Origin of the sequence: Streptomyces sp. NPDC008317, from assembly GCF_042955955.1 — a bacterium.
In the GTDB taxonomy this organism is placed as follows: Bacteria; Actinomycetota; Actinomycetes; order Streptomycetales; family Streptomycetaceae; genus Actinacidiphila.
In genome coordinates this window covers 79,844-101,976 of sequence record NZ_JBIBFQ010000003.1, presented here as the reverse complement: position 1 = coordinate 101,976, position 22,133 = coordinate 79,844, and the positions used below count along the sequence as shown (strand labels likewise).

Below are 22,133 nucleotides of genomic sequence, written 5' to 3'. Positions count from 1 at the left end.
CACGCTAACCGATCACGGGCCGGGAGTCCGCCTCCCTCCCCGAGGGCACCCGCGCGGACTCCATGCCGAGGCCGCGTCTGATCGCGGTCTCGACCGGCGAGTAGCCGCCGTCGGCCCGCTCCAGTTCGTACGGCGCCGCGGGCAGGAGCGGCGGCTGGGCCATGAAACGCGGACGGCTGCCGTGGTGCGGCTGGGCGGCGTGCACGAGGAACGGGTGGCAGAGGTAGACGTCGCCGGGGGAGCCGGTGGCGAGGGCGAGCGGGCGGTGTTCCGTGGCCGCCGCGATCTGCTCGGAGACCGCCAGGATCGAGGCGCCGGCCTCGCCGTACGGGGCGAGGACCGCGGGCACGTCCAGGTGGGAGCCGACGCGGATCCGGGTCGGCGCGTTCTCCTCGTCCACCTCGGTGAACAGGAACAGCATGAGCAGCGCGCGGTCGCGGGAGCGGACGTTGGCGAAGTACCACTGCTCGCCGGGGACTTCGTAGCTGCCTTCGATGTGCCAGCCCGCGTCGTCCGGCTCGTCCGGGTGCGGGAAGCGCAGCGGGAAGGAGCCGAGGGAGTACCGCGGCGACCAGCGTCCGGCGCCGACAAGACGGTCGAACGCGGCGTGCAGGACGGGGGTGTTGGCGGCCTCGGCGAACGGCGGCTGGGCCATGCCGCCCACCCAGTGCACCGGTTGTGTCCAGGTCGCGGGGTCGGCGGGGTCGCAGCCGGTCTCCTTCCACAGGAGATCGGCGCAGGCGCGGGCGGTCGGGGCGGGTACCGCGCCCTCGATCCTCACGAAGCCGTCCCTGAGGAAGGCCCGCTCCCACGCGTCGTCGGCGTGGCTGTCCGTGGCGTCGTCCATCCCCCGATCATCACGTCGCGCGATGTGCGACGGCCACCGGATTTTCTCCGGGTGCGGGTGCGGGTGCGGATACGGGTGCGGATACGGGCACCGGCGCGGGCTCGTGCCCGGTCCGGGTCCGGGTCCCGGCCGGCTCAGACCTCGCCGGGCACCGTGCTCCGGATCTGCCGCAGGAAGGCGTTGTTGTCCGGGGTCTGCCGGATCTTGTCCAGCAGGACTTCGAGGCCGGACTGGGTGCCGCGCCCTTGCAGGACCCGGCGCAGGCCGCGTACGACCGCCAGTTCGGGGCCGGGCAGCAGCAGTTCCTCGCGGCGGGTGCCGGAGATGCCGACGTCCACGGCCGGGAAGATCCGCCGCTCGGCGAGGGAGCGGTCCAGGTGCAGCTCCATGTTGCCGGTGCTCTTCAGCTCTTCGTAGTAGTAGTCGTCGGCGCGCGACCCGGTGTCCACCAGCGCGGTGGCCAGGATGGTCAGCGACCCGCCCTCCTCGGCGAGCCGGGCGGCGCCGAAGAACTGCTTGGGGCCGATCAGCGCGGCGGCGTCCACACCGCCGGTCAGCGTGCGGCCGCCGGTGGAGGCGGCCGAGTTGTGCGCCCGGCACAGCCGGGTCAGCGAGTCGAGCAGGACTACCACGTCCTGGCCCTGTTCCACCAGCCGCTTCGCCCGCTCGACGGCGAGTTCCGCGACCGCGATGTGCTGCTTGGCCGGACGGTCGAAGGTCGAGGCGATCACCTCGCCGCGCACGGTTCTGCGCATCTCGGTGACCTCCTCCGGGCGTTCGTCCAGCAGCACCACCATCAGGTGGCACTCGGGGTGGTTCTCGGCGACGGCCGTCGCGATGCTCTGGAGCAGCATCGTCTTTCCGGCTTTGGGCGGGGCCACGAGCAGGCCGCGCTGCCCCTTGCCGACCGGGGTCACCAGGTCCATCACCCGTCCGGCGAGCGCGCCGGTGCCGGTCAGCGCCGGGCTCTCCAGCCGCAGCCGCTGCCGGGGGTGAAGGGGCGTCAGGTCCCTGAAGTGCGGTCGCCCGCGCAGGTGTTCGGCCGGGACGCCGTTGACCAGGTCGACGCCGCCCAGCGTGCCGGGCTTTCCGCCGAGGGTGCCCTCGACGAGGTCGCCGTTCCTGAGTCCGGCCTGCCGGATCTGGGCCTGCGGTACGTGTACGTCGTCGGGTGTCGGCAGCAGCCCGGCGGATCGGAGGCGGCCCTGGCCGCCGTGGATGTCGAGTACGCCCGCCACTCGAACCGGCGTCTCCTGCCGGACGGGAGGGCGTTCAAGGATGTCAGTCATGGGAGTCGTCCTTTCTCGGACGAGAGGAATGTCGTGTGCGCGGCAGGTCGCCGTGCGAGTACGGGGTGCGGCGGGTCTGGCGTGTGATGCGTCAAACGGGCATGCCGGAAAGGGATTTCGGCGCGAGCGGGCACAACACGCTCCACGTACCGCAGAGATCACCACAGGGCCGTCGTGCGACCGTCAGGTGATTCGAGAACTCCGTGGGGACCGGGACCAGAGCCATGGGGCCTGGGGCGCGTCACCGCGAGGAGCTGTCATTCAGAACGAGCACCGGCGCCGCAAGAAGGGGCGCAGACATGTGCTGCACACACACCATAACACGGCGGGGTCGGCGGATGTTCCCGAACCCGTATCCGGGGCGGGAACCCGCCGCTCAGTCGACCGCGATCCCGTGCTCCCCGACCAGCGCCACCAGCCCGCCCGAGCCCGCGTAGCCCTTGCCGCCCGCCACGAAGCGCCAGTCGGCGCCCGTACCGCTCCTGCAGAAGGAGCCGAGCACCAGCGCCGTCTCACCGGGCCTGCCGTCGGAGACCTCGAGGCGGTCGGCCTCGGCTCCGCTGGGGTCGGTGAGCCTGATCCGGGCGTCGGTGAATCCGGTCAGATCGGCGTCCGGATCGGCCTCCGGGTCGACGGCGGCGACCAGCACCACCCGGTCCGCGCGGGCGGGCAGCCGGTCGAAGCTCACCCAGATCGCGGCCTTGTCCCCGCCGAGCGCGGGCATCATCCGCACACTGCCGTCGGGCGTGCGCGGATTGTTGAAGAAGACGAAGTGGTCGTCGTCCAGTACCCGGCCGCCCCGGCACACCAGCGCGCAGACGTCGAGCCGCACACCGCCCGCCCACCACATGCCGAGCACGCTCGCCTCGGAGTCGGCGTCCGCGTCGGCGTCGATACCGGGCAGCACCGTCGAGACCAGCGTCGGGGTGCGCTCGACGGTGCCGGGGGCGGGGCCCAGACGGCCGCCGAGCCCGTTGCTGTGCAACAGGTCCACCAGGTCCGGGCCCGACACCAGCGTCAGCGGCTTGCCGTTGGCGAAGGCGTGCGAGGTCGGCCCGAAACCGGAGGTGGTGATCAGCACGCCCTTGTTGGCGCCGACGCTCTGCACCGTGCCGAACAGGTCGCGTACGGCGCTCGGCGAGACCGTGTTGCGGTAGCGCTTGACCTGCACCACGATCTTGCCGCCGCGTATCGGGTCCGGGTCCAGCGCGTCGACGTCCACACCGCCGTCGCCGGAGCGCACCGTCGTGACCGCGTTCATCCCCATCGCCCGGAACAGCCGCGCGACCAGCTCCTCGAACTCCAGCGGGTCCATGGCCAGCAGGTCGGGCTCCTCCTCGCCGCCGTGCGAGACCATCGTGCGGCCCGCCTCGCCCGGCAGCCGGATGGGCTCGACGGCCGCGCGCTTGTCCGGGCGGGGGGAGAGCCGGCCGTTCAGCGCCTCGGTGAAGCAGTCGACCGCGTTGACCCGGTCGAGGTTGACCGCCGCGAAGGCGGCGTCCGACACCAGCGCGGAGGCGACGACGGTCTTCGTACGGTGGCCGGTGGCCGGGTCGGTGTCGTCCACGAAGCCGTTGAGCACCACGGAGTCCAGGACGTCGTGCGCGTCGGCGCCGAACAGCTCGCGCAGCACGAGCAGCAGGCACTGGGCCAGGACGTCCCGGTAGGCCGCGCGGCGCTCGGCGACCGGGCGCGCCACCTCCTTGTCCCGGTCGGCGCCCGGCATGTACCGCACCAGCGACGCCTCGGGCACCACGGAGAAGGCGGGCAGCTCCCAGTCGAGCACGAGCTGCCGGTCGGCCCGGTCGTAGGACGCCGAGACCTGCCGGGGCAGGCCGTGCGGCCACGCGGCGGACGCGTAGAGGGCCGCCGTCAGATAGTCCTCGACCGCCTCGGGGTCCCCGTCGCGCAGTGCGGCGACGGATGTCTCGACCTCGGCGTTCTGCCGCCGGATCTCCGCCAGCCGCTGATCGGCCCACTGCCGGTACTGCCGCTGGTAGTCGGCGAGTTGGCGCTGCCGCAACGCCTCGGTGGCCTGCGCGGCCCGCAGGTCGTTCTCGTACAGCGTGCGGGCCCGCTCGCGCTCGTGCCGCGCCGCGCCCCAACCGCCGCCCTGCCGGGGCGTGTACGCGTTCGGGTCGGGCATCGGGATCGGCTCGGCGAGCCGTCCGGGGGCGAACGGCTCGACCACCTCAGGCGTCAGCAGCGCCGCGGGGGTGAAGACGGGCGCCGCGCAGCCGGCCGCCAACAGGCCCTGGAGCTCGGCGAACCGGCGCTCCAGGTCGTCGGTCCGCTGCCGCGCGTCGGCCTCCCGGCTCGCGCGGTACGCGGCCTGCTGCTCACGGCTGCGCCGGGAGGCGGCCCGCTCCGCCGCGCGCTGCTGCCGCTCGGTCTCCCGCCGCGCCTGCAACCAGGCGCGCTGCTGGGCCTCTTGCTGCCGCTGGCGCTGCCGCTGGACCTCGGCCCAGGTGGATACGGGACCGGAAGTACGGCGGCTCATGCGGGTACGGCTCCCTCTCGGCGCGGCGCTGCGGACACCGTGCGTGCCCCCTGCCCGGCAACTGAGAGTACGCCCCTGGCCAGCGCGTCGTCACCGCTTCCGGACCACAGCGTGGCCCGAGTCGGCGCCCTTCGCTCAGCGCGCCTTCGCCGCGGACCGGCGGCGCAGCACGACCACCGAGCCCGCCGCGCCCAGCGCCAGCGCGCCGCCCACGTACCAGGTGGTAGGCGACGATGACGCGGCGTCCGCGGTGCTGGGCTCCTGCGGCGCGGGGGCGGGCTTCGGCTCCTGCCGCGCGGGCTCCTGGGCGGGCTGCCGCGCGGGCCGCTCGGCCTCCTGTGAGGCGTGCGCGGAATCGTCGTGGTACGCGGTCGTCGCCGTGTTCAGCGTGCCGACCGACGAGGTACGGCCCGCGGCCGAGAAGCCCCAGTCCAGCAGCGCGCCCGCCTCGTGGTAGACCGCCTGCGGCAGCCCGGACTGCGGATTCATCACGGTCGCGATCAGTGTGCGGTCCCCGCGCTTGGCGGCGGCGACCAGGGTGTTGCCCGCGTTGGTGGTGTAGCCGTTCTTCACACCGATCACGCCGGGGTAGCGCTTGACGCCGTCCGCGCCGGTGAGCAGCCGGTTGGTGTTCTGGATGCCGAACGACTTCACGTACTTGCCGTGCGCGTCGTAGCCGCCGGGGAACTGCGCCCACCGGGTGGAGGCGTACGTCGCGAAATCCGGCATGGCCAGGCCCGCGCGGGCGATGACGGCCAGGTCGTAGGCCGAGGAGACCTGGCCCGGCATGTCGTAGCCGTCGGGGGAGACCACATGGGTGTCGTCCGCGCCCAGCATCTCGGCCTTGGCCTGCATCTGGCTGACGGTCAGCGGCACCGAGCCGTTCATGTGCGCCAGGACGTGCACGGCGTCGTTGCCCGAGCTGAGGAAGACACCGCGCCACAGGTCTGCGACGGTGTACGTCTGCCGGGCCTGGATCCCGACCAGGCTGCTGCCCGCGCCGATCCCCGTGAGGTCGGAGTCGGTGACGCGGTGGGTGGCGTCGCCGGGGAAGCGCGGCAGCACGGTGACCGCGAACAGCGTCTTCAGGGTGCTGGCCGGCGGCAGCCTGCGGTGCGGGTCCTTGGCGGCCAGCACCTGGCCGGTGCGCGCGTCGGAGACCGTCCACGACAGCGCGGACAGCCCGGACGGCAGCCGCGGCGACCCGGCGTGCGGCTGCACCAGCACCCCGTGCCCGGCGAGCAGCGGACCGCCGGCGACCACCGTCGCGGCGCCGGGGCCCGACGAGCCGCGCCCGCCGTCCGCGGGAAGGGCCGCCGCGGCGGCGGTCGCGGCGGCGGACACGGTGGCCAGCGCGGTCGCGGCGGCGAGGCAGCAGCCGACGGCCAGACACCTGGCGGCGGCCACCGAGGCCGCGACGGCGGGGGCGGCGGTCTTACGAGGACGGTCGTGGCGGCACGACGAGGCGCGGAAGACGTTCATGCCGTCACCGTAGGAACGCCGCGGCCGGGTCGGCGCGGCGACGTGACCCATAAGGATGAGACACCGCCGCCACCGGCGTGACGCCCGGGGGCCGACCGGCTGACGGCCGCTCACCGGCCGGCTACCGAATCCGACGCGCCGTCACATCCCCGGTCCCCGAAGCCCGCTGATCACCCGTCGGACAGCGCCGCGAGCCCCGCCTCGATCGCGGCCTCGTCCAGCGGCGTGGGCGTGGCCTTCATGACGGCCGCCGACACCGGGTCCACCACGCCGCCGAGACCGCGGTCGAGCGCGGCCTTCAGATAGCGGACGGCGTCCAGCACGTTCCCCGCGGCGCTCGGCGAGTCGTCGACCTCCATCCGCAGGTCGATCTCCAGCGGTGTGCCGCCGAAGCCCTCCGCCTCGACCCGGATGAAGGCCACCTTCCGGTCGGCGAGGAACGGGATGAAGTCGGCGCCCACGTGCGACGGCGCCGCCTCGCCCGAACCCCCGTACATCCCCTGCGTCTTGGTGGCCTTCTTGCTCGCCATCCGCTCCGCGTCCTGCATGTTCAGGAAGTCCATGTTCCCGCCGCCGAGCAGTTGGTACGTGCTCCGCAGCCGTACGCCGTTGCGCGTGAGCACGTCCACCAGCGCGCGGTGCACGAGCGTCGCGCCGAACTGGCTCTTCAGGTCGTCACCGGCCAGCGGCAGCCCCGCCTCGGCGAACCGGCCCGCCCACCGCGGGGAGCGGGCGATCACCGACGGGATGCAGTTGAGGAAGGCGCACCCGGCGCGCAGCGCGGCCCGCGCGTACAGCTCGGACGCGGCCTGGCTGCCGACCGGCAGGAAATTCACCAGGACGTGCGTGCCGCTGTCCCGCAGCCGCCGCGCGATGTCGTCGACGGTGGCCGTACCGCGCGCGTCGACCTGGTCGGCGGCGCTGCGCCCGACGCCGTCGCTCAGCGCGCCCTCGGTCACCTCCACGCCGAGGTGCGGCACCTTCGCGAAGGCCCGCGCGTTGTTCGGCGGCGCCCAGATCGCCTCGGACAGGTCGCGGCCGGTCTTGGCCGTGTGGACGTCGAAGGCGGCGGTGAACCGCACGTCGGAGACGGCGTAGCCCGCGCACACCGGGTGGGTCAGGCCCGCCGGGCCCGCTTCCGGGCCGTCGCCGCTCCCGGCCGTGGACGCGTAGAACTCCACGCCCTGGACCAGGGAGGAGGCGCAGTTCCCCACGCCTATGACGCCGACGTTGACGGTCCTCATGCGCGCTCCGGGTCGAGAGGTTCGGTGCGGGGTTCGATGTGGACGAGGAAGTCGGCGAAGCCGTGGACGCCGGGGCGGGCGTCGACCGCGGTCAGCGCCGCGCGCAGGACGCGCAGGTGGCCCACGTCCATCTGGAGCGGCGGCTCGTCCGGCTGGTGGGTGGTGCCGCGCGGGTAGTCGTCGCCGGGCGTGGTGGTCATCTCGATGTGACAGCCGAGCAGATGGGTGACCGGGTGCCGCTCGCAGAAGGCCAGCAGCCGGTCCACGGTCGCGGTGTAGGCGGCCGGGTCGCGGACGTAGAGATGACCGGGGTAGAGGGTGTCGCCGGTGAACAGGATTCCGGTGCGCCGGTCGTGGAAGACGGTGGCGGCGGCCTCGTGCCCGGGGCCCGGCAGCACGTCGAGGACCCGGCCGCCGAGGTCGAACGTGGCGGTGCCCCGCGGCCAGTCCCGCAGCCCGTAGAAGGCGGTCACCGCGTCGAGATCCGGACCGACCACGACGGTACGGGGCCGGTCGGCGAACTGGGCGTCGCCCGCGATGTGGTCGCCGTGGCCGTGGGTGTGCGCCACCACCAGCTCGTACGCGTCCGGCTCGGTGCCCGGCTGGAGGGCCAGCCACGCCTCGATCGCCGCGTCCACGGTGCGGCGCAGCGGGAAGTGGCGGGCGTCGGCGGTGGCGCCGGTGTCCAACAGCAGGGCGCGCTCGGCGCCGAGGAGCAGGAAGAGGAAGGGCGCCTCGAAGTGCACCGACATGTTCTGCCGCAGGATCAGGGTGTGTTCGTCGTACGCGTGCACCTGGATCTCCGGCGCCGGGTCGTGCTTGGCCGACGGCCACCCCGCGTGCCAGCGGACATCGAGGTCGCCGGAGACCGGTTCGATGATCTGTTCGCTCACTCGGTGACCCTAACCCGGCGCTCTCACGCGGCGGCCGGATCTCCCGAGGTGATCGCGGCCAGCAGCCGGTAGGACTCCAGCAGCTCCGCGCGGTCGTACGTACTGGTCGTGACGAGGAATTCGTCGGCCGCGCTGCGCTCCAGCAGCGACTCCAGCGCCTTCGCGACGTCCTCGGGCGTGCCGTGCAGATGCCCGGCCATCGCCTCCTCGAAGCGTTCGCGCTCCGGACCCGTCATCGTGCGCGCGGCCGTCGACTCGTACGGCGCGAGGGCCGGAAAGACGCCGCGGGTGCGGGACCAGGCCGTCGACCACGCCTCCGGGACCAGCAGCCTGCGGGCCCGCTCGCCGCTGTCGGCGACCGCGACGGTGCCGGACAGCACGACATAGGGGGCGGCCGACCACGCGGAGGGACGGAAGGCGGCGCGGTAGCGGTCCACCGCGCGCAGCATCGCGTCCTCGCCGCGCACACCGCCGATCACCAGCGGCAGGCCGTGCGCGGCGGCCAGGTCCGCGCCGCTGCCGACGGCCAGCAGGAACACCGGCGGACGCAGCCCCTCGGCGGGCCAGGCGTGCACCTGCGGGTGGACCCGCTGGGTGCCGGTGAAGTACCCGAGCAGTTCGTCGATCTGCGCGTCGAACGCGCCCGCGGCCTCCTTGCCGCGGCCCAGTGCCTTGCGGATGCCGTCGGTGAAGCCCACCGACCGCCCCAGACCCATGTCGATCCGGCCCGGGAACAGCGCCTCCAGGACCCCGAACTGCTCGGCCACGACCAGAGGTTGGTGATTGGGCAGCATCACGCCGCCGGTGCCGACCCTGATCCGCGAGGTGGCCGCGGCGACCGCCGCCGCGAGCACCGTCGGCGCGGAACCGGCCACGCCGGGCACGCTGTGGTGCTCGGAGACCCAGAAGCGGTGGTAGCCGAGCGCTTCGACCTCGCGCGCGAACGCCACGGTGTCGCGCAGCGCCTGAGCGCCGTCCTGGCCCTCCCTCGTGCGGGAGCGGTCAAGGACGGAGAACGGGGTGTCGCGCAGCGGAGAGCTCACGTTCATTCCAACGCGTACCGGACTCCGTCATTCCCGAACCGCCCGAAACCGAACACTTGTCGTCACCCCTTGTGGCCGAGTGTGTACGGGCCCTATCTTTGGCCCGCCCGGCAATTCGGGCGTACGGCAGCCCAGGCCCCACGGGCCGGTCCTGGAGAGGACTCGTGCTATGCCCTTACGCGGACGTCACCGCCGATACCGCCCCAGCCGCGTATCGCAGGCATCCCTCACCGTCACCGCGGGCGGCGCCGGTCTCGCCCTGCCGCTGATCGGGCTGAGCAGCGCCCACGCGGCCGCCGAGAGCACCTGGGACAAGGTCGCCAACTGCGAGTCCTCGGGCAACTGGCAGATCAACACGGGCAACGGGTACTACGGCGGGCTCCAGTTCGCCTCCAGCACCTGGAAGTCCTTCGGCGGTACGGCCTACGCGCCGCGCGCCGACCTCGCCACGAAGAACCAGCAGATAGCCGTGGCCGAGAAGGTGCTGCACAGCCAGGGCCCCGGCGCCTGGCCGGTCTGCTCGGTACGCGCCGGGCTGACCCGTACCGCCGCCACCGCCTCCCACAAGGTCGAGGTGCCCGCCGCGAAGGTGCGGACCGCGTCCGACCAGGCGCGCAGGACGCCCGCGAAGGCCCCGGTCAGGAGCGAGACCAAGAGCACCGCGAAGGCCCGGGCCAGTTCCCCGGCCAAGGCGCCCGCGAAGAAGACCACGCCGAAGACCGCGCAGCCCAAGTCGGCCCCGGGCAAGGACCGTTACACGGTGAGGTCGGGCGACACGCTGTCCGGCATCGCCGACGACCACCATGTGGCGGGCGGCTGGCCCCGGCTCTACGCCGACAACCGCTCGGTGGTCGGCGACGACCCCGACCTGATCCTCCCCGGCCAGCGGCTCGACCTGCGGACCCCGGTGGCGCACCCGCAGCACACGACGCAGCGCGAGCCGCACACCACGACCCGTCCCAAGGCGCAGCCGAAGCCGACGCCCAAGGCCGCCCCGAAGGCCATGCCCAAGAAGTCGGTGGCCCCCGCGGGCACCCGCACGCTGGACCGTACGACGAAGCCCGCCGCGGCCCCGACCCACACCGCGTACACCCTGCCGGTCAGCGGCGCGCCGATCGGCACGCCGTACCACGCCTCCGGCTCAAGTTGGGCCAGCGGCTACCACACAGGTGTGGACTTCCTGGTCGGCACCGGCACCAGTGTGAAGTCGGTGGCCGCGGGCACCGTGGTGACGGCGGGCTGGGGCGGCAGTTACGGCTACCAGATCGTCATCCGGCACGCGGACGGCGACTACAGCCAGTACGCGCACCTGTCGCAGATCTCGGTCAAGGTCGGACAGAAGGTCACCTCCGGCCAGCGGATAGCGCGTTCGGGCTCGACCGGCAACGTCACAGGACCGCACCTGCACTTCGAGATGCGGACGGGACCCGAATACGGCGACGACATCGACCCGCTGCACTACCTGCGGGCTCACGGCGTCTCGATCTGATCGGACGGGCCGGGTCCGCCCGGCCCGCTCCGGCCGGCGAACGTCGTGAGCGGCGGCAGCGCCGCGCCGAGCCAGCAACCGGCGAAGAGCCAGCCGCCGACGACATCCGTCGGCCAGTGCACGCCCAGATACACGCGGGTGCAGCCGACGGCCAGCGCGACGAGCGCGCACAGCGCGGTGAGCAGCCGCCCCGTGCGGCCCGGCCGCCAGCGCAGCAGCCCCCAGGCCAGCAGCCCGGCGGCCATCGCGCTGGACGCGGTGTGCCCGGAGGGGAAGGAGTAGCCGGAGGCGTGCGTCGCCCAGTCCGCCGCGGGCGGCCTGGCCCGGTGCAGCGCCATGACCAGCAGCGTGCGTACCGCCTGGCCCGCGAGCAGCACGGCCAGCGCGAGCAGCGCCATGGGCACACCGCGCGAGGTCCGCAGCGCGCCGCGCCCCACACCGCCGCCGCCCGCCAGCCAGCCGCCCAGCACGGCGGCGAGATACGGGAACGGGCCGGTGCCGAGGTCGGTGACGGTACGGGCCACGGTCACCATGGCGTGCGGCCGGTGCTCCACCGACCAGCGGTGCGGCCCGGTGTCCACCGCGTACGGCGTGCCGTGCCTGGCCAGCACCACCCAGGCGAGCACCGCGAAGGCGGCGGCGAAGGCGGCCGGGAGCAGTGCGCGGCGCCATGGCGCGCGGGCGGTCACCGGGGGAGCGGCCCTTCTCGCTCGGTACGCGAAAGGTCCGCCCGGCCGCGGGCGTCAGCTTCGTCTACAGGCACGTAGACATACTGTACGCGGCGGCCGGGCGGGCTTCCCCTCGGCGCGATGGATCGGACCGTGTTCCGCGGGTGTGTGCCTCGGGCCCTACGGCCGCGCGGCGGGCGTGATCTGCGGTGTCTTCAGCGGGTCGGTGACCGCGACCGGCTCCAGGACGGCGTCCAGCTTCGCCAGCAGACCCGCGTCCAGGGTCACGCCGGCCGCCTTCACGTTCTCCGCGACCTGCTCGGGGCGGGACGCGCCGACGATCGCGGCCGAGACGTTCGGGTTCTGGAGCACCCAGGCGACCGCGAGCTGAGCCATCGTCAGACCGGCGTCGGCGGCGAGCGCGTGGAGCTGCTGCACCCGCCCCAGCACCTCGTCGTTCATCCAGCGGTCGATCATGTTCGCGCCGCCCTTGGCGTCGGTGGCGCGCGAACCGGCGGGCGGCTGCTGCCCCGGCACGTACTTGCCGGTCAGCACACCCTGCGCGATCGGTGAGAACACGATCTGACCGATGCCCAACTCCTCGCAGGCGGGCACCACTTCGGCCTCGATGACGCGCCAGAGCGCGGAGTACTGCGGCTGGTTGGAGACCAGCGGGATGCGCAGCTCGCGGGCGAGCGCGTGCCCGCGGCGGATCTGGTCGGCCGTCCACTCCGAGACGCCGATGTAGTGCGCCTTGCCGGAGTGCACGACGTCGGCGAACGCCTCCATCGTCTCCTCCAGCGGCGTGAACCGGTCGAACCGGTGCGCCTGGTAGAGGTCGACGTAGTCCGTCTGGAGCCGTCGCAGCGAGCCGTCGATCGACTCCATGATGTGCTTGCGGGACAGACCCCGGTCGTTGCGTCCGGGACCGGTCGGCCAGAAGACCTTGGTGAGGATCTCCAGACCCTCCCGGCGCTCGCCCTTCAGCGCCCGGCCGAGCACCGACTCCGCGCGGGTCTGCGCGTACGTGTCCGCGGTGTCGAAGGTCGTGATCCCCGTGTCCAGCGCCGCCCGCACACACGCGGTCGCCGCGTCCTCCTCCACCTGGGAGCCGTGGGTGAGCCAGTTTCCGTAGGCGATTTCGCTGATGATCAGGCCGCTGCGGCCAAGGTGACGGTATTCCATGGGACCGACTCTAGATCGCCCGCCCGTACCGCCGCGACCGGCGCGAATGCCCCGCCCCGGGGGCCCTGAGCTACGGGGCCGCCGGGGCGGGGAGTCGGTGCGGTCACCGGATCAGGAGGCGTAGGCCTCCAGCTCGGAGAGCTGGCCCGCCGGCCAGCCGGTGTTCCCGGTGAAGGTGAGCCGCAGGTAGCGGGTGGTGGTCGGGGTCAGGGTGACGGTCGCGGTGTCGGTACCAAGGGTGAAGGTGTAGCCCGCGGACGCCTTGAGCGTGCTGTACGTGTTGTTGTCGGTGGAGCCGAGGACGCTCAGCGTCTCGGTCCTGGTGCCCCAGTTGGTCGGCAGCTTCAGCACCAGCCGGCCGACGGTCTTGGCGGAGCCGAGGTCGACCGTCAGGGACTGCGGGAAGGCGCTGTTGGCGCTCTCCCAGTAGGAGTTGACGTTGCCGTCCACCGCGTTGGCCGCGACGTAGATGTCGGAGTGACCGGTGTCGGTGGCCGTACGGCCCTGCGCCAGGTTCGGGTTGGCGGGCGGGGTCGTGGGAGGCGTGGTGGGAGGAGTCGTCGGCGGGGTCGTCGGCGGGGTGGTCGGGGGAGTCGTGGGCGGCGTGGTCGGCGTGCCGTCGGCCGCGTAGACCTCGAACTCCGAGATCTGGCCCGCGGTCCAGCCGGTGTTGCCGGTGATGTTCAGCCGGACGTACCGCGCGGTGGCCGCGTTGAAGGTCAGCGTGGCCGTGTTGCCCGACGACGGGTTGAAGGAGACGCCGCCCGAAGCCTTCAGCGTGCTCCAGGAGCTGTTGTCCGTCGAACCCAGCACCGACAGGGTCTCGGTACGGGTCGCCCAGTCCGCCGACGGCGGAAGCTTGAGCGTGACCTTGCCGATCGACTTGGCCGCGCCGAGGTCGACGGTCAGCGTCTGCGGGAAGGCGTTGCTGTTGCTCTCCCAGTACGAGGACGCGTTGCCGTCGACGGCGTTGGCCGCCGAGTAGCTCTGCACCGCGGACGAGGCGGTCGCGGGGTGGCCCTGCGCCAGGTTGCCGTTGGCCGGAGTCGTCGGCGGGGTCGTCGGGGGAGTGGTGGGCGGAGTGGTCGGGGGCGTGGTCGGCGGGGTGGTGGGAGGCGTGGTCGTACCGCCGCCACCGCCGGTCGGAACGCCGCCGTTGGTCCAGATCGGGGTCGGCCAGGTGCCGGTGCAGGTCTGCCCGGTGATACCGGAGTTGCCGCCGCCGTCGATGATGTTCAGGCCGGTGCCGACGCAGTTGTGGATCGGGGTGGCGGACTGGGCGATGTTCTTCGCCTTGACGTTGATGAACGTCATGTCGGCCGGTGCCTGCGCCTGGATCGCGTAGGTGCCCGCGCCGTCGATGTTGACGTTCTTGAACGTGACGCCCGTGACGCCGCTCTCGATCGACTGGATCGCCTCGTAGGAGCTGTCGAGGATGTCCGTGTCGGTGATCTGGATGTTGGCGTCGACCTTGCCCTGGAGGCCGTCGAACCAGATGGCGCCGACGCCGAACTGCCAGTTGAAGTCGCTGTTACCGGTTCTGATCAGCGTGTTGCGCGCCGCCGTGATGGTGCCCGCGACCGCGGTGCCGGAACCGGCGTTGACCCCCGGGTAGCGGTTGGCGATGTGCAGGCCGCCGCCGTTGGAGATGGTGTCGGCCATCACGTTGTCGGAGATGTTGAAGTCCTTGCCGCCGTACGTGACGATGTTGTTCGCCAGGATCGGCAGCACGACCGTGTTGTGGTCGAAGCTGTCGTTGACGTTCGGCACGTTCTCCGGCCAGCCCGCCAGACCGTCGTCACCGGTGTTGCGCACAAAGGTGTTGGTGACCGTGGAGTTGGTGACGCCGATGTGGAAGTTCACACCGTCGGCCGTCGTGTCCAGGATGCGGCTGTTCTTGATGGTGAAGTGGTCCATCGGACCGTCCATCCACGCACCGCACTTGACGTGCTGCAACCACAGGTTGTCGACGGTGGAGTTGGACATCGCGCCACCGAGGCCGTTGACCTGGTCGTTGTCCTCGCGCTCGCGGATGTCGCCGATGATGGCGAAGTCCTTGAGGTTGACGTTGGTGCTCGGCCCGCCCTGGTTGGTGTACTTGCCGTAGATACCGGCCGCGTTGGAGCGGTTCACCGGGTCACGGCCGCCGAGCACGCTGTACCAGGGGCCGGCGCCGACGAGGGTGACCTTGTCGACGATGACGTGGCTGTACAGCGTGAAGTTGCCCTGCGGGATGTATACGGTCTTGCCCTGCGCCTTGCCCGCGTCCACGGCCGCCTGGAACTTGGCGGTGGAGTCCGTGGCACCCGTCGGGTCCGCGCCGAAGTCCGTCACCACGTCGAGCGCGCCCGCGGGCTTGGCGATCGGGGCCGCGACCGTCTCGAAGTCCGCCAGGTCGATGGTGAACGTCGGGGACTGCGCCGTGGACGTCACCTGCACGCGGATCTTGGTGCCGGCCGGGTACGTGGTCCCGAACATCGTCCGCGACTCGTCGTAGAAGTGGTGCGGGTTGGTGTCGCCCGGGTTGTTGTTGAACGGGTAACCGCCGTAGTACCAACTGTACTTCGAGGTCACCGGCAGGGTCTTGATCGAGGTCCCGTTGGCCTGCACGTCCAGCGTGGCGTCCCTGCCCTTGCCGTCCGCGGTGTCCGGGAGGCTGTAGCGCAGCGACATCGCGTTCGCGGGCGCCGTCAGCGTGAACTCCACGTACTGTCCGGCGGCGCTCAGGGTGACGGCCTGACGGCCCGACGCCTCGGACGGCAGGTGGCCGTAGTAGCGGTCGGGGCCGATCAGCGCGCCGTTGGTGTTGGCGTACTCGGCCTCGAGCTCCTTGAACGGCACGTTCGCGCCGCGGCCCGATATGCCGACGGGTGAAGGGGCGGGTACGCCTGCCGCGTGGGCGGCGGGGGCGTTCGCCAAGGTCACGGCGGTCAGCGCGGCTGCCGCGGCCACGGCGAACGACAGCACCGCGGCGGCGCCGCGCTGTCTGACTCTGCGGCTTCTTTGAGGACTCAACTCATGGCTCTGCAATGAGTGCGACACAGGCACACGTCCTTGCGCGTCGAGGGGGGTGAGGGGGTGGAACTAGGGGGGAACACCCGGCCAGGCGTGGAGAGACTACGAGGCGGGTCGCAGTAAGTCCATGAGTCTGCGCAAAAATGCGATGGCTCCTCGCAATATTCACGACACCTGACCGTCATAGACGGCTCCAAAATCCGATAATTCCCGATGCTCCACACATCCGAGGCCGTCACGCCCGGCGGTCGGCGTCACCGGCTCTCCGTCCGCCGGAGCCGTCTGCTCGCCGTGCGCTCGCCGTCCGCTCTCCGTCCGTCGGAGCCGCCGGCTCCCCGGCCGTCTGACGGAGGCTCACCCGTTGATGGAGTCCGGGCGGCGGCTGTGCCTATGATGGGCGTGATGACGAACTCCTTCTCGTACGGAATGGGGGAATCGTTCGACCAGGGTGAGTGCTGATGGCACCTCACCTCACGGACGAGATTCCCGCCCATGTGTTGATGTGGCGCCGCGTACGCGAGTACGCCGTGCCACCGTCCATGATCGAGACCGCCACCGCGCGGCGCGCCGTCGGCGACTGGGCCGGGGCGTGCGCCGCGGCCCGGGTCGACGCGGATCTCGATCTGCGAGCCGTGCGCACGCGGCACGGCACCGAACTGGCCGCCCGACTCCGGGCGGATCTGCGCCGGTTGGCACCCGATCTGCTGCGCTGGCACATGCCGAGGATCGCGCCGGACGGCCGCTTGCGGCCCGGTGTGACCATCCTCCTCGCGCGGTACGGCGCTTCGGCCGGTCCGCCGGTCGACCTGGTCGTACGGACACCGCCGGCCAGAGCCGACGCGGGGCAGCGGATGGCGCTGGCGCTGTGGCAGGAGCCGGGGCACGGCGCCGCCGGAATCCACCCGCACCCGTATCCCGAGCGGCGCTTCCGGCTCGACCTGCACCGGCATCTCTGGGACGCCGGGCGGAGCGGCGAACTGGCGCGGCGCTGCGGCGCGGACGAGGGTCCGTGGGCGTCGGGGCGGTGGGCCGCGGAGGCCGAACTGCTGCTGCGAGCCGAAGGCCGCCCGCGCGGCGCCTTCGCCGTACGGCTGGGCGCGCGCGACCGCGCCGCGTTCGAACTCGTCGCCCCCGACGACAGCCATGCCCCGACCTGCCGGCCGCTGCGCGAACCGCTGCGACCGCACGACATCGCGGCGCTGCCCGTACTGCCGGAAGCGGCGGCCCGCGTCCTGCCGGACCTGGAACTGCTACGGGCCGGGCTGATCACGGCCGACCGGCTGCACCCGCTGGTCGCCGCGGCGCTGGCGTCGTACGACACCGCCCCGGCCGCAGGTCACGGCCCCGAGCCCGGTGATCCGCACCGGGTGGAGTGCCGCGGCGAGATCCACCGGATCGCGCCGCGGGACGGGGTGCTGACGGCGGTCGACCACGACCCGGCCGAACTGCGCCGCGAGGACCTGCTGGTGGCCCTCGGCGGACCGGCGCTGCCCTGCCTGCGGGCGATCGACGCCGTGCACCGCGACCCCGAGGCACTGCCCGCGGTACGGGAACGGCTGCGCCACGGCGACATGGCCGGGGCGCTGGCCGTCGTCGAAGGACTGCTCGGGCCGCGCGCGGTACTCCGCGACGGCCGCTCCGCGAGGAGTTGGAGCGGGCCGCCGTCCGCCGCGTCGACCACGGCGTCTTCCGCGCGGGACTCGTCGCGGAACACCCGGCCTCGGCGCAGCGCCGTCCGCGCCTCGTCCGCCATACGCCGCGGCACATTCGCGCCAAGCGCAGCAGCCGGGCCAGGCCCCGCACCGGAACGGCCCGCTGACCCCTCCGTCGTCTGATCAACCGTCAGGTCCCTTTTTTGCACGGCGCGTTGAGCGCCGCCCTGCCTCACAAACCCTTCGGAGCGGGCCGTCCCGTTCCCCTGACCAACCCCAGGTGATGCCCATGACGTCCAGCACCCTCCTGCCCACGACCGCCTTCACGACCGCTCCCACGACCGCCTTGACCTCTGCCTCCGCCCCCGTGAGCGACCCCCAACTCGCCGTCGCCGACGACCTTCTGACGCTCCTTCGGACCAGCACCACGGAACCGCGCCCCGACGAACAGCTCGAAGCGCTCGCCCTGGCCGTCGCGGCCGACCTGCCCGTACTGCTGTGGGGGGAGCCCGGCATCGGGAAGACCGCGGCGCTGACCCAGCTCGCCGCCTCCCTCGACCTGCCGCTGACGACCGTGATCGCCAGCGTCCACGAGCCGACCGACTTCTCCGGGCTGCCCGTCCTGGGTGACGACCCCGCGGTACGCGGTGTGCCGATGGCGCCGCCTCAGTGGGCCGTGGAACTGGTCCGCGCCGGGCGCGGACTGCTCTTCCTCGACGAACTGTCCACGGCCACACCGGCCGTTCAGGCGGCGCTGCTCCGGGTCGTGCTGGAGCGCCGGGTCGGCGCCCTGCAACTGCCGCCCGGCGTACGGATCGTGGCCGCCGCCAACCCGCGCGCGTCCGCGGCCGACGGGTGGGAGCTGAGCCCGCCGCTGGCCAACCGTTTCGTCCATCTGTTCTGGGTGCACGACCGTGAGGTGGTGGTACGCGGCCTCGGCGGCGTCTGGCCGCGCCCGGAACTGCCCAGGCTCGTACCGGAGTCGCTGCCCGAGGCCGTGGCCCTCGCGCGGCGCGCCGTCTGCGGCTTCCTCGAAGCCAGGCCGACGCTGATCCACCGGCTGCCGAGCACGGAGACGCGGCGCGGCGGCGCGTGGCCCTCGCCCCGGAGCTGGGAGGCCGCGCTGACCTTGCTGGCGTTCGGTACGGCGGCCTCCGCGTCCCGCGAGGTGCTGGCCCTGCTGGTGCGGGGCGCGGTGGGGGACGGGCCGGGACTTGAACTCCTCGCCCACCTGGACCGGATGGACCTGCCCGACCCCGAGGCGCTGATGGCCGACCCGCCGACCGCGGAACTGCCCGAGCGCGGCGACCTGCGGCAGGCGGCGCTGGAGGGCGTGGTGGCCGCGGTCGGCGCGCGGCCGGAGCGGGCGCGGTGGGAGGCGGGCTGGGCGGTGCTGGTCAGGGCGCTGGAGTCCGGCGCCCCCGACCTGCTGGTCGCCCCGGCCACCGCGCTGGCCGGACTGCGGCGCGACGACTGGGAGGTGCCCGCCGCGGTGGAGCGGCTGGTCTCGGTCATCGGCCTCGCCCGCCGCGCCGAGCAGTCGGTGGCGCGGGTCGCGGACGCCGAGGCGGCCCGGACGAAGAGGACGGGCCGATGAAGGACACGGCGAAGCGACGGATGACGGACACCGCCAAGGGGCCCGTGGCGGTCACCGCGAAGGAGCCGGTGGCGGTCACCGGGAAACGGCCGGTCACCGCGCGACCGCGCCCGATGCCTCCGCCTGCGCCGCCGCGCCCGGTACGGCCTCTCGCGCCGAGGCGGCAGCGCCCCGCCGACCAGCCGTACGCTCCCGGACTGCCCCTCGACACCGAGAAGTTGATGGCGGCCCGGCTCCACGCGGTCACGGTCCGCCCCTACCTCGCCAGCGCCCTCTTCGCCCTGCACGTGGTGGAGGACCGGTCGGTGCCGACGATGGCGGTCGACGCGTACTGGCGCTGCTACGTCTCGCCCGGTTTCGTCGCGCGCACCCCGACGGAGGAACTGGCCGGCGTCTGGGTGCACGAGGTCTCCCACCTGCTCAGGGACCACCACGCGCGGGGCGAGCGGTACGCCAGGGAGCACGAAGAGCCCGGTCCGGGCGGGCGGGAGGGGGCGGGAACGCCCCCGTCCGAGGGTCGGGAGAGGCTGCGGCGCAACATCGCCGCCGACTTCGAGATCAACGACGACATCTACGGGGACGGTCTGCCCCGGCCCGCCGGGGCCGTGCTGCCGTCGCTGCTGCGGCTGCCCGACGGCCTGCTGATGGAGGAGTATCTGCGGACGGCGTCGATGTCCGGGCTCGTCGGGGACCTGGCCTGGCTGGACTGCGGCAGCGGCGCCGACGGGCAGGCCAGGTCGTGGGAGCTGGGACCGGACGGGGCGCACGCCCTGAGCAGGCAGCAGCGGGACGCGGTCCGCTTCCGGGTCGCCGAGGGGATCAAGGGGCGGCCGGGGGAGGCGCCCGAGGGCTGGCGCAGATGGGCCGAGGAGGCGTTCCATCCCCCGCAGCCGTGGCGGCAGTTGCTCGGCGCCGCGGTCCGCTCGGCGGCGGGCGCGCCGGGTGCGGGCGAGAACCACAGCTACCGGCGTCCCTCACGGCGCTCGGCCGCCGTCCCCGGAGTGCTGCTGCCGAGCCTGCGCCGTACACCGCCGCGGGTCTGCGTCGTCATCGACACGTCCGGCTCCGTGAGCGACGCCGAACTGGGCGCCGCGCTGCTGGAGGTGGCCGCGATCTCGCGGGCGGTGGGCGGGCGGCGCGACCTGGTCTCGGTGATCTCCTGCGATGTCGCGGCCGGTGTGGCCGTACCGATCTGCCGCGCCGAGGGCATCGAGCTGATCGGCGGCGGCGGTACGGATCTGCGCTCCGGCTTCGCCCGCGCCCTGCGCTCCCGGCCCCGCCCGGACGTCGTCGTCGCCCTGACGGACGGTCAGACACCGTGGCCGTCCGAGCAGCCGCCCTGCCGTACCGTCGTCGGCCTCTTCCCCCGCCCCTCGCGCGCCGTGCGCGAGGACGACGCCGAGTACGTCCCGGACTCCCCGCCGTCCTGGGCGCGTGTGGTCACCATCGGCTGAGCGGCACCTCAGCGGCGGGGCGCCGACCGCCGGGGGGAGGTGAGAAGGAAGGGGCGGGCGGCGCGGTCGCGGTGCCGGGTGGACTGCCAGCCGCGGGCTTCGAGCAGCGCCGCGCACCGGCCGAGGTGGCCGGCGGCCTCGTCCGGGGCGGCAGCGCCCCGCCAGGACACCTCGACGGCGCCGTCCTGCGCGGAAGGCGTGACCGTATAACCGTCAGGGGCGGGCGGACAGCCCGCCGCTTCGAGGGCCAACGACACGGCGTGCACGAGCCGTTCGCGCTCCCACGGCGCGGGCACGTCGGTCACGCCGTCGAGGAGCACCGCCCGGATGCCCAGCAGGCCCTCCCACGCGGCGGCCACCTCGGCCGCGCGGGCGGGACCGCGGCCGGGCGTCACCGTCCCCGTACCGTCGTCGGCCGTGAAGGTGCCGACGGGGACCGCGGGCGGCTCCGCGGCGGCTTCCGCCTCCCGCGCCGCCTGCCGTGCCGCTTCGGCCGCCGCCAGCGCGGCGCGCTGCCGCAGACCCTCCTGGGACAGGTAGTAGGCGGGGTGGCCGCTGCGGCCGTGCGGCACCGCGAGACCCGCCGCCACCAGCGCCGCGCAGACGTCGGCGCGCGCCGAGAGCCGGCCGGTCGACGGATCGGAGCCGGCGACCGCCTTCCGCTGAGCGGGGGTCAGTGCCTTGGCCACGCGACCTGCCTCCTTCCGCCTGACGTGCCCGTGCTGTCTGCCGCACGGTACCGCCCGCGGCCGACACTCCCCGCGCGCCGCGACCAGCGGGCCCCGGACCGGCGCCCGGTGATCGAATCCCCTGGAATTGCAGGTGAATTGATACGGCCTCCGTAATGGTGGGGGGCGGTCGCCGGGCGGAATTCCGCCGGGTGTAGGGTCCCGGTCCCCGTAGTTATGGCGGACGGGGGCGTCGCCAGGGAGTCGGAGAACACAGCGAAATTCAGGGAGGATTCATGCAAATGACGCGCCAGAGCCGCAGGCGCTCCGGTGTCATAGCGGGCGCCGGAATGGCGGCGCTCATCGGGTCGGCCGTACTGGCCGCGCCCGCATCGGCACACACCCCCAACTGGTCGGTGGACTGCGACTCGGTCTCGGTCCACCTCACCGCCTACAACGCCCGGGTCACCAACTCGGTGACCGTCTCCGTGGACGGCGGCGCCGTGCTCGCGAGCAATGAGTCGTTCGGCGGCAGCTACGACTTCACGGGTGCGCTGCCCGACCACAGCACCGCGATCAAGGTGCACCTGGTCGTGAAGGCGGGCGACGGCAAGCAGTACGGCAGGGACGAGTACAAGACGTCCGAGCCGTGCGAGAAGCCGCCGACCACGCCGCCGCCCACCACGCCCGAGACGCCGCCGCCCACCGCGCCGCCGACCACCCCGGCGTCCGAGACGCCCACCGCCCCGCCGACCACCCCCGAGACGACCGCGACCTCGAACGCCCCGGTCGTGCAGGCCAGCACCTCCCCGGCCTCCGGTGACCTGGCCGAGACCGGAAGCTCCAGTTCGACGCCGATGATCGCGGGCATCGCCGCGGCCGTCGTCGCCGCGGGCGCGGGCCTGCTCGTCTTCAACCGCAGGCGCGGCGCGGCACACCGCTGATCCGCCGCACCACCGGCCGCCCGTCCCACGGGCGGCGTCCCGGCGCGGGGGGGGCCGGCCCCCCCCCCGCCCCCCCCCCCCCGGGGGGGGGGGGCCCCCCCCCCGCCCGGGCCGGGCCCCCCCCGGGCCGGCGGCCCACCCAGGGCGGCGCCCCGCCCCCCGG

The 22,133-nt window shown here is 73.3% G+C and carries 15 protein-coding genes and 2 pseudogenes; 5 read left to right on the top strand and 12 right to left on the bottom strand.

The features are described from left to right. Nucleotides 1-4 precede the first annotated feature (4 nt). From ACFY9V_RS10370 to ACFY9V_RS10340, 7 genes are all read right to left on the bottom strand, one after another. Entirely contained in the window at nucleotides 5-847 is an 843-nt protein-coding gene (locus ACFY9V_RS10370; RefSeq protein ID WP_391160718.1) for a phytanoyl-CoA dioxygenase family protein, read from the bottom strand. Nucleotides 848-981: 134 nt separating this feature from the next. Further along, nucleotides 982-2,136 (bottom strand): transcription termination factor Rho, encoded by a 1,155-nt coding sequence (rho, locus tag ACFY9V_RS10365; RefSeq protein WP_355347174.1) that lies wholly within the window; start codon nucleotides 2,134-2,136, stop codon nucleotides 982-984. Nucleotides 2,137-2,512: 376 nt separating this feature from the next. Continuing rightward, a complete protein-coding gene (locus tag ACFY9V_RS10360; protein WP_391160716.1) occupies nucleotides 2,513-4,636 on the bottom strand; it encodes a restriction endonuclease in 2,124 nt (707 codons plus the stop codon). Nucleotides 4,637-4,771: 135 nt separating this feature from the next. Next, entirely contained in the window at nucleotides 4,772-6,118 is a 1,347-nt protein-coding gene (locus ACFY9V_RS10355) for a D-alanyl-D-alanine carboxypeptidase (protein WP_391160714.1), read from the bottom strand. 170 nt (nucleotides 6,119-6,288) lie between these two features. Then, nucleotides 6,289-7,362: an inositol-3-phosphate synthase gene (locus ACFY9V_RS10350; protein ID WP_391160712.1), complete on the bottom strand. Its 1,074-nt coding sequence runs from the start codon at nucleotides 7,360-7,362 to the stop codon at nucleotides 6,289-6,291. Next, nucleotides 7,359-8,255, bottom strand: a complete 897-nt coding sequence (locus ACFY9V_RS10345; RefSeq protein WP_391160710.1) for an MBL fold metallo-hydrolase — start codon at nucleotides 8,253-8,255, stop codon at nucleotides 7,359-7,361. Before ACFY9V_RS10345 ends, ACFY9V_RS10350 begins: the two co-directional genes overlap by 4 nt. A 23-nt stretch (nucleotides 8,256-8,278) precedes the next feature. Beyond that, nucleotides 8,279-9,304, bottom strand: a complete 1,026-nt coding sequence (locus ACFY9V_RS10340) for an MsnO8 family LLM class oxidoreductase (RefSeq protein WP_391160708.1) — start codon at nucleotides 9,302-9,304, stop codon at nucleotides 8,279-8,281. A 163-nt stretch (nucleotides 9,305-9,467) separates the two neighbouring features. On the opposite strand from ACFY9V_RS10340, the gene ACFY9V_RS10335 reads away from it, so the two are divergent. Continuing rightward, on the top strand, nucleotides 9,468-10,787 hold the full coding sequence (locus ACFY9V_RS10335) for a transglycosylase family protein (RefSeq protein WP_391160706.1): 1,320 nt from the start codon (nucleotides 9,468-9,470) through the stop codon (nucleotides 10,785-10,787). Here the strand turns inward: ACFY9V_RS10335 and ACFY9V_RS10330 are convergent. From ACFY9V_RS10330 to ACFY9V_RS10315, 4 genes and pseudogenes are all read right to left on the bottom strand, one after another. After that, on the bottom strand, nucleotides 10,769-11,476 hold the full coding sequence (locus ACFY9V_RS10330; RefSeq protein WP_391160704.1) for a phosphatase PAP2 family protein: 708 nt from the start codon (nucleotides 11,474-11,476) through the stop codon (nucleotides 10,769-10,771). The genes ACFY9V_RS10335 and ACFY9V_RS10330 overlap by 19 nt on opposite strands. A gap of 159 nt (nucleotides 11,477-11,635) precedes the next feature. Then, the gene (locus ACFY9V_RS10325; RefSeq protein ID WP_355347198.1) at nucleotides 11,636-12,640 is read right to left on the bottom strand and encodes an aldo/keto reductase family protein; all 1,005 of its coding nucleotides are present in this window, start codon (nucleotides 12,638-12,640) and stop codon (nucleotides 11,636-11,638) included. A gap of 111 nt (nucleotides 12,641-12,751) precedes the next feature. After that, a complete protein-coding gene (locus tag ACFY9V_RS10320; RefSeq protein ID WP_366823767.1) occupies nucleotides 12,752-13,111 on the bottom strand; it encodes a discoidin domain-containing protein in 360 nt (119 codons plus the stop codon). Between the two features lie 150 nt (nucleotides 13,112-13,261). Next, a pseudogene (locus ACFY9V_RS10315) lies at nucleotides 13,262-15,655 on the bottom strand (discoidin domain-containing protein); the annotation flags it as partial. Nucleotides 15,656-16,113: 458 nt separating this feature from the next. Here ACFY9V_RS10315 and ACFY9V_RS10310 point away from each other — a divergent pair. From ACFY9V_RS10310 to ACFY9V_RS10300, 3 genes and pseudogenes are all read left to right on the top strand, one after another. After that, nucleotides 16,114-17,474: pseudogene (locus tag ACFY9V_RS10310) on the top strand (hypothetical protein). 122 nt (nucleotides 17,475-17,596) lie between these two features. After that, nucleotides 17,597-18,904, top strand: a complete 1,308-nt coding sequence (locus ACFY9V_RS10305) for an AAA family ATPase (protein WP_391160702.1) — start codon at nucleotides 17,597-17,599, stop codon at nucleotides 18,902-18,904. Between the two features lie 221 nt (nucleotides 18,905-19,125). Beyond that, the gene (locus tag ACFY9V_RS10300; RefSeq protein WP_391161367.1) at nucleotides 19,126-20,358 is read left to right on the top strand and encodes a VWA-like domain-containing protein; all 1,233 of its coding nucleotides are present in this window, start codon (nucleotides 19,126-19,128) and stop codon (nucleotides 20,356-20,358) included. Between the two features lie 8 nt (nucleotides 20,359-20,366). Here the strand turns inward: ACFY9V_RS10300 and ACFY9V_RS10295 are convergent, their stop codons facing one another. After that, nucleotides 20,367-21,047: a hypothetical protein gene (locus ACFY9V_RS10295; protein ID WP_391160700.1), complete on the bottom strand. Its 681-nt coding sequence runs from the start codon at nucleotides 21,045-21,047 to the stop codon at nucleotides 20,367-20,369. A 281-nt stretch (nucleotides 21,048-21,328) separates the two neighbouring features. Here ACFY9V_RS10295 and ACFY9V_RS10290 point away from each other — a divergent pair, with 281 nt between their 5' ends. Next, nucleotides 21,329-21,970, top strand: a complete 642-nt coding sequence (locus tag ACFY9V_RS10290) for an LAETG motif-containing sortase-dependent surface protein (protein WP_355347210.1) — start codon at nucleotides 21,329-21,331, stop codon at nucleotides 21,968-21,970. The last annotated feature ends 163 nt before the right edge of the window (nucleotides 21,971-22,133 follow it).